Source organism: Rhodococcus sp. IEGM 1379, assembly GCF_030056815.1.
Classification (GTDB): Bacteria; Actinomycetota; Actinomycetes; order Mycobacteriales; family Mycobacteriaceae; genus Rhodococcus_F.
In genome coordinates, this window is record NZ_JASHKR010000092.1 from 1 (window position 1) to 6,819 (window position 6,819).

At 63.4% G+C, this 6,819-nt stretch carries 5 protein-coding genes and 1 pseudogene; 2 read left to right on the forward strand and 4 right to left on the reverse strand.

Annotated features, from left to right (window positions below; all coding sequences use genetic code 11):
* Positions 1-1,121 precede the first annotated feature (1,121 nt).
* From QM600_RS25830 to QM600_RS25845, 4 genes are all read right to left on the reverse strand, one after another.
* Positions 1,122-2,375, reverse strand: a complete 1,254-nt coding sequence (locus tag QM600_RS25830) for a DUF1444 domain-containing protein (protein WP_283264571.1) — start codon at positions 2,373-2,375, stop codon at positions 1,122-1,124.
* A gap of 322 nt (positions 2,376-2,697) precedes the next feature.
* Positions 2,698-3,210 carry a hypothetical protein gene (locus QM600_RS25835; protein ID WP_283264573.1) on the reverse strand — a complete coding sequence of 171 codons (513 nt, stop codon included), beginning with the start codon at positions 3,208-3,210 and terminating at the stop codon, positions 2,698-2,700.
* A 650-nt stretch (positions 3,211-3,860) separates the two neighbouring features.
* The gene (locus QM600_RS25840) at positions 3,861-4,352 is read right to left on the reverse strand and encodes a hypothetical protein (protein WP_283264575.1); all 492 of its coding nucleotides are present in this window, start codon (positions 4,350-4,352) and stop codon (positions 3,861-3,863) included.
* Between the two features lie 277 nt (positions 4,353-4,629).
* Positions 4,630-5,277, reverse strand: a complete 648-nt coding sequence (locus QM600_RS25845) for a class I SAM-dependent methyltransferase (protein WP_283264576.1) — start codon at positions 5,275-5,277, stop codon at positions 4,630-4,632.
* Positions 5,278-5,759: 482 nt separating this feature from the next.
* Here QM600_RS25845 and QM600_RS25850 point away from each other — a divergent pair.
* A pseudogene (locus QM600_RS25850) lies at positions 5,760-5,900 on the forward strand (VOC family protein); the annotation flags it as partial.
* A gap of 287 nt (positions 5,901-6,187) precedes the next feature.
* A partial coding sequence (locus QM600_RS25855) for a YncE family protein (protein WP_283264577.1) occupies positions 6,188-6,819 on the forward strand: 632 nt, incomplete at its 3' end.

The following is a 6,819-nucleotide window of genomic DNA, read 5'->3' on the forward strand; positions in this document are numbered from 1 at the left end:
GGGTCACGCCCAGCCCACCCGGCGCTCTCCCGATGCTCCGCATCGGGAACGGAAGCGGCTCGCTTCGCTCCCCGCCAGGGAGCCGCTGCGCGGCTCGCAGTGGGTCCAGTCAGGCTGCCGTCGATCGAGTCGCTGCGCGCCTCTAAATTCCTGAATTGCATTTGTCACCAAAGGATTTGATCGGAACTGTGAAGTCGGTACCCAAGTACCAAACGAGGCTGGGGAGGAGCAGGGGTCGCTCGAAGCTACCCCTGCTCGCGTCTGCCAACTCATCGTCATCATGCTTCCCATCCTACAGGACCCCACCCAAAACCGCAAAACAACACAGAACCGTGAAACACCGAAATCCTAACCGCCACAACATAATTCGAGACTCACCAAAACACCTCCATGCGTAACCACCGAAACCGATTCCCCACCAACTGATCACCCAAAGTTCCTGAAACACAACAACATTCAAAAACAGCCGAAAATCGGCCCACACACGCCCCGCCGAGCACCCCCGACACTCCCCCACCACCGAACCCGAACACACCCCGCCGGCCCCACATTCGCCGGCGCCCCACACACCCCACACAACACCCCAGGGACGTGTCATCACCGCAGGTCAAACCCTAAAACCACACACCACACCCACCCACACCACCCGAACACCCCACTCGACGACACCCACTACCCAACGCGAACCGGGGACATGTCATCACCCCAGGTCACAAGCCTGAAACAACGCAACACCCCTACACAAACCTGTGATCTCACCCAGCACCCAACAGAAACAAATGAGCACCGTAAACCCCCGAACTCGACACCACCCACAGAGAGCAGCTCCGGGACATCACAGCATCAACCCGAACCGCGTTCACCAACCTCCTCACCGCCCTCGCCAACACCACCACCGAACAGCTCTCACAGCCCCTCCACACCCCCACAAACCACGCCAAGCCACACCCACACCCCCAACACACGAAAAAGCCCCCCACCACACGGTGAGAGGCCCAAACGCAACACTCAACAGCAAGAACCGGCCCGGTTGCTGCGGGCCGGTCCACTACCAACTACCGATCTACGCCCAAACGAACCACAACAACGCGATACGCGTCCGCGAACGACTCCCGCGCGAGTCAGATCATTTTGGCGCGGGCGCGGAGGGTGGACATGACCGGTTCGGCGGGGTGGTGTTCGACGCGGTAGCGGGTGGGGTAGAGCCCTTCGACCGGGTGGAGGTCTACGGCGGCGGCGAGGGTTTCCCATGGGACGCCGAAGGTTGCGCCGGTGGTGGGGTTGGTCAGAGTGACGTTGTGGGCTCGGGGTAGGAGGGTGGGGACGGTGTCGGTCCAGGGGGTGATAGTGGTTTCGATGCCGTCGGGTTTGCGGGCGTGCAGGAGTTTGGCGGCGTAGTCGTCGAGGGTGCCTTCGTCGAGTTCGGCGCGGAGGGTTTCGTATTGCTGGCCGTAGACGTTGGCGGCGAGGGTGGCTTCGGCGGAGCGGATTTCCTGCCAGGCCAGGTGGTTCCGGGGGACCTGGTAGGGGGTCAGGCGGCCGGTGGCGTCGAGGGTGTACGGGACCGGGGAGACCTGGCGGACCGCGTTGTCGAAGAGTTCTCGGGCGGCGTTCACGAGGTATTGGACATGGCGTTCGGAGTATTCGGCGCCGACGAGGACGCCGACGTTCTCGGCTACGAAGACGATGGGGCGGGCGCCGGCTTTGGCGCCGATGCCGGCCAGCCAGCCGTCCACCAGTGGGAGGGAACCCGAGTAGCGGTCGCCGCTGGTGTCGGGGATGTGGAGGATGCCGTCCTTGGCATTCGGGTCGTAGCGGGCGACGGTGTCGTGGGCGTAAGTGAGCATGTTCGCGCGGGCGGCGGCGAAGACGGTGGCGGCGTCGACACCCCAATCGGCGAGCATGGTCGGATGGACCTTCTGCATGGAGGTCGGCAGGTCGAGGACGATGCTTTCCATCAGGCAGGGCAGGATCGGCCGCCACAGCATGTGGTCGCCGGTGCGCATGCCCTCGACGCGCACGGCGAGTTCGCCCGCCGGACGGATGAGCGGGCGCAGGTTCGGGGCAACAGCGTCCCAGCCGGTGGCGGGCTCCTCGGTCCCGCCCAATTCTGGACCGAGGGTGACGAATTCGAAGAGTACGTGCGCGGCTTCGCGCGGGGACACCTTGCTGCACCGCCGGAACACGGTGGTCAGGTCGATCCGGCCGCGAATCCCGCTGTGTGTCGCGTAGTGGATCTCGAACTGTTCGGCGTCGAAGTCCGCCGCGGCGACCGCCGATTGCGCGCGCACCATCGCCAGCGCCTGTGCTCCGAATTGTTCACGTTCACCTTGTTCGCGCTTCGCAGAGCCGAACATCCCGCCCCAAAAACTCATGCACCAGAATCTACTCGACGGACCAAGCGGCTGCTCGATACGCGCCGAGCTGCGTCGTTCCCCGGCCGGAACCGCCCATTTCCCCTCCCAGGCCCTTAACTGCACTATCGGATTGGTTTACCTACCGAGCGCTGCGGATCCTACTCAAACCAGGGGACACCAGCATGCGTCACCGTATCGTCAGCGCTGGTTGGAGTGACGACGAGCTCGAAGACCGCGTCGTCGTCGAATGCGAACTCCCGGAGCAAGAGCCGATAACGTCCTGCAGTCTCCGTAGAGCCACCTGACCAGCCGAAATGACACGTCCCCGAACGGGGTTGGGTCACTCCGCCGAACTGCATCGAGCAAGGACATCCGCGCACGCAACCAAGTCGCCGAACGAACGACCGCGGAAGGTCTCGGTCTCTCCGATTCCGCACACTCCGCGACCACGGCCCGGCAGCTCGTCGCTGAACACCTGCACTCCCGGGATACGCCGAATGAAGTCGAGGACCTGTATCTCCAGCTCCTTCAACGCCGGCCGCGCCCCGTGGGCGCTCGGGATCGCCGAGAACGAGTCGGACTGCCAGTCGCGCTCGATGGCCCAGCCGTACCGACTTCCGAACTCGGAGTCGAGCTTGCTGCGACGGTTCTCCCAGATCGTCGTTTGCCCGACCTTGACCCACCCCGAATCGAATTCGACGACGTAGATCTGTCCGCGGTCACCGCCGCGGCGCCACGGCTCATCGCGGAGTGTGATGTCGCCGAACGCGACTCCCCACCTTTCCTTCGTCTTGGCGTACTTCTCCTGCGCGGTATCGCCTTCGACTGCGACGACGATCTCTGGATCGTGCACGCTGCTCACCCCTCTTTGAATGACGTTCGGGCCTTAATCCTGACTTAGCCCTCCGACATATCTGGGGATCGCAGGGGCGCTCAGCGATCCCGCTAAAGGCCACGAGTCCCACCTCGCGGCCAGTCGAATCAAGAGCAGTTTCGAGGATGCAGGAAAAGCACGTGAGCTTGGGAAATCTGGTTTCTCAGTGGGTGTTTTCCGATGGTCGGTGTCTGTGAGCCTTCGCGAATGCCAGGCATATTCGAGTGTGTTGGCAATGTCGGAGGCGAGATTCGGTTTGAGCGGGATCACCAGCAGAGGAAGCATGACCAGAGCGATGGCCACGCCTGACCAGTCGTTCATGGCACCGATAGTCATTGACGCGCCGACTACCCCGAGTATCCCGAGGTGAAAGGCTGTGTCCAATCCGGATACGGAACTCATCGTGATCGCAGGGTCATCGGGGTGATGTGAGAATCTTTCACACCGTTGATCGTTCGTGTGGGCGAGCCCGCCCCGACCGGAACATTGCACTGAACCTTTCTTCCTTCTCGCGCAATGTAATTGAGAATTTCTCTGCTGCTTGCTGATATCGGTTCGGCCGAGAGGGTGATCTGAATTTCGTCGAGTGGCAGATTCTTCATGGTTCTTCTCCGTTTCATGTGTGTGGTTCAGAAGAGGTGGGTGTCGCGGCAGTCGTTGGTACCGGGACATTCTTCGATAGCAGCGGTGGTGAATTCGGTGATCGGGGGTCGCCACCGTGTGCGCTCGGCTTTGCTGATGTGGCACCACATCGTGGTGTCCCGGATATCGAAGTCCTCGTCGCCTTCGCGTGCGACGAACGAGTCCGGGGATTGGTGAGTCAACGCGGCCAGGGCGAGGAGCTGCTCGAACAAGGGGTAGCGGGTGCCGGCCTCCCATTCGTCGACCGCCGGTTCCTGCGCCGCGCCCCACATGCAATGTCGACGCCCGCGTCCGTACAGATCCGCGGCGTCGAGGGCTCGGGTGATCCGATACGGGGCCAACACGCCCGTGATCCACTGTTCGTGGGCCAGGTCGTGGGCTGCTCGGCGCTGCGCCGCGGCGGCAGCCCACTCGGCCCGTTTCCGCAGGCGCGCTGCTGCTCGGTCTCCGGCTGCCCGGAACGTAGCGGGTGCCGGCATGGTGCGCTCTCCTGTCACGTGTCTGCGGATTCCATGTTCCGCGGGGCTATGTTGTCGTCGAACTCATTCTCGAAACCAGCGTTGATCAGGTGCGATAACACGTCCCCTCATCTCTCGCAGGTCTGTTTCCGTCGCCGCTCTTCGGTCCTCTCGCCTTCCGGCGAGGTGCATGTTTCAGCGCTAGGGAACCACACGGGCTCAGAATCGACCTACGGGGTCAACGATCGAAGCACAAGAATCAAACGAAAAACTTCGTTCTCACTATCGCGACGTGAGGTTAGACAGGATTCCTGAAAACCACCGAGTACCGCCAGAACAGTCGACGCCGGACACGGCAACCGGGAAGCTGCGCCTGCGCCGCACGCTTGATCTGTTCCAACGTCTCCGTCGGCGCAGCGGTGGGAGCTGTCATCCCGGCGGGGAGCTGCCCGGCGACCTTGCGGTGTTTGACGAAACCGACAACCGGATTGAAGACGAGAGCACAAAGCGAGAACACGCGGTCCACGATTGTTTCTTCGCGGTAGCACCCCACGATGACCAAACACCCACCAGGACTGAGCATCCCCCGCAACCGACCCAACGTCTCCTCCAGCGGCAGATGATGAAGGACCGCGACGAGGGTGATCGCATCGAAACGCTCACCGAGACCAACATCTGCCAGGGTCGAGCACCGAATCTTCACTGCGTCATGTGAAGAGAACCGAGCGGCGGCAATCTGCTCCGTAGCAGGGTCCGGTTCCACACCGGTGACAGAATCGAATCGTTGCGCCAAACGGTCGAGCAGGTTGCCTGTTCCGCACCCGACATCGAGAGCACTCGAATGCGGCGCTCCGGCCAGCTGCCGCATGATCCACGGAATGTAGAAATCGTTGTGACTCCACGGATGCGCCTCGTTGAACCTGTTCAACCTGTCGACCACACCCATCGCCCGAGCCTACTGAGACCAGAAACGTGGCGTTCAACAGCCGCGGGTTCGGCTCAGTGCAGAGAGCCGATCCAGTAGTGGGGCGTATCGACCAACTGTGGGGGCACACGGATCGGCGTCGCGTCCTGATCGAGGTAGAGGCGGTAGACGACGAGACCGCGCTCGGGGCGTCGGGTGTCCGGATTAGTGCCGCCGAGAAGGTAGATCCGCTGCCGGTCGCCCTCATCGAACTCGGCGAACACAGCCCGAGCCCATGCTTCCGGCTCCGACAGGCCCACGTGCCGGCGAGCGCCTGACTTGCTGTCACTGCTCGTCACGGTCACCGTGGCGACGGTCCCGGACGCGGCTGGGTCCCAGCGCCGCGGCGGGGCGTCGAATCGCCTGGAGGTGATCGTGGCGGTGAGGGTGACGTTTTCGGTCGCGAGCGCTTCGGCCACGACGGTGCTCGAGGTCTCGTCGCCGGCGCCAGTGGCAAACGAGAAGACATCGACACCGAATTCGCCCGCATCGCCGCAGTCGGCGCTACCGTCGTCACCGAGCCGGAGACCGAGCCGTGGGGTGAGCGCTACTGCCAGTTCGCCGACCCCAACGGCCTCGTATGGCAACTCGTGCAGTGGATCTGAGCAACACGACCTCCGCCGTTCCGATGCTCTTGCATTCCTGACCGGTGACAACGAAACGGGCTGGGGCTGACGATTGAATTCTCAGCCCCAGCCCGATCTGTCTGGCTCAACGTCTCATCCCCTCCGCCCGAGCAGGGGCATTCCCGTCTACTCCATTAAGTGAACGGGAAGGACACACCAAAAGTGCTTTTCCTACCGAATGTCCGCTATCTTTCCCCCAGTGGTTGCTCTCTTGTGGCCGCGCCGCCCCCGTCGGGCGGACTACCGCCAGGAAGGCGCACCCCCTGATGACCACCCTCGATCACCGACCACACCGCCCCAGGCGCCTGCGGCTCCTCGCCGCCACCGCCGCGGTCACCGCCGGCGCGCTCGCCCTGACCCTCGGCACCGCAGTGGGTCCCGCCGCCGCCGCCGTCGTCGGCAACCCCATCACAGTCGGCACGCAACCGTGGGGAGTGGCGATCAGCGGCACCCACGCCTACGTCACCAACACCCTCTACGGCACGGTGTCAGTCATCGACACCACCACCGACACTGTCGTCGGCACCCCCATCAAGGTCGGCACGAGGCCGTACGGGGTGGCAGCCAGCGGCACCCACGCCTACGTCACCAACCGGGACGACAACACGGTGTCAGTCATCGACACCACCACCGACACCGTCGTCGGCAACCCCATCAAGGTCGGCACACAGCCGGTCGGCATAGCGGTCAGCGGCACCCACGCCTACGTCACCAACCAGATCGACAACACGGTGTCAGTCATCGACACCACCACCGACACCGTCGTCGGCACCCCCATCCCCGTCGGCGCGTATCCGTACGGGGTGGCGATCAGCGGCACCCACGCCTACGTCACCAACCGGCACGACAACACGGTGTCAGTCATCGACACCACCACCGACACCGTCGTCGGCAACCC

Excerpts from the sequence above, each read along its gene's own strand:
- QM600_RS25830 (WP_283264571.1), bottom strand. The coding sequence starts at position 2,375 with ATGAGTTTTTGGGGCGGGATGTTCGGCTCTGCGAAGCGCGAACAAGGT.
- QM600_RS25840 (WP_283264575.1), bottom strand. The coding sequence starts at position 4,352 with ATGCCGGCACCCGCTACGTTCCGGGCAGCCGGAGACCGAGCAGCAGCG.
- QM600_RS25845 (WP_283264576.1), bottom strand. The coding sequence starts at position 5,277 with ATGGGTGTGGTCGACAGGTTGAACAGGTTCAACGAGGCGCATCCGTGG.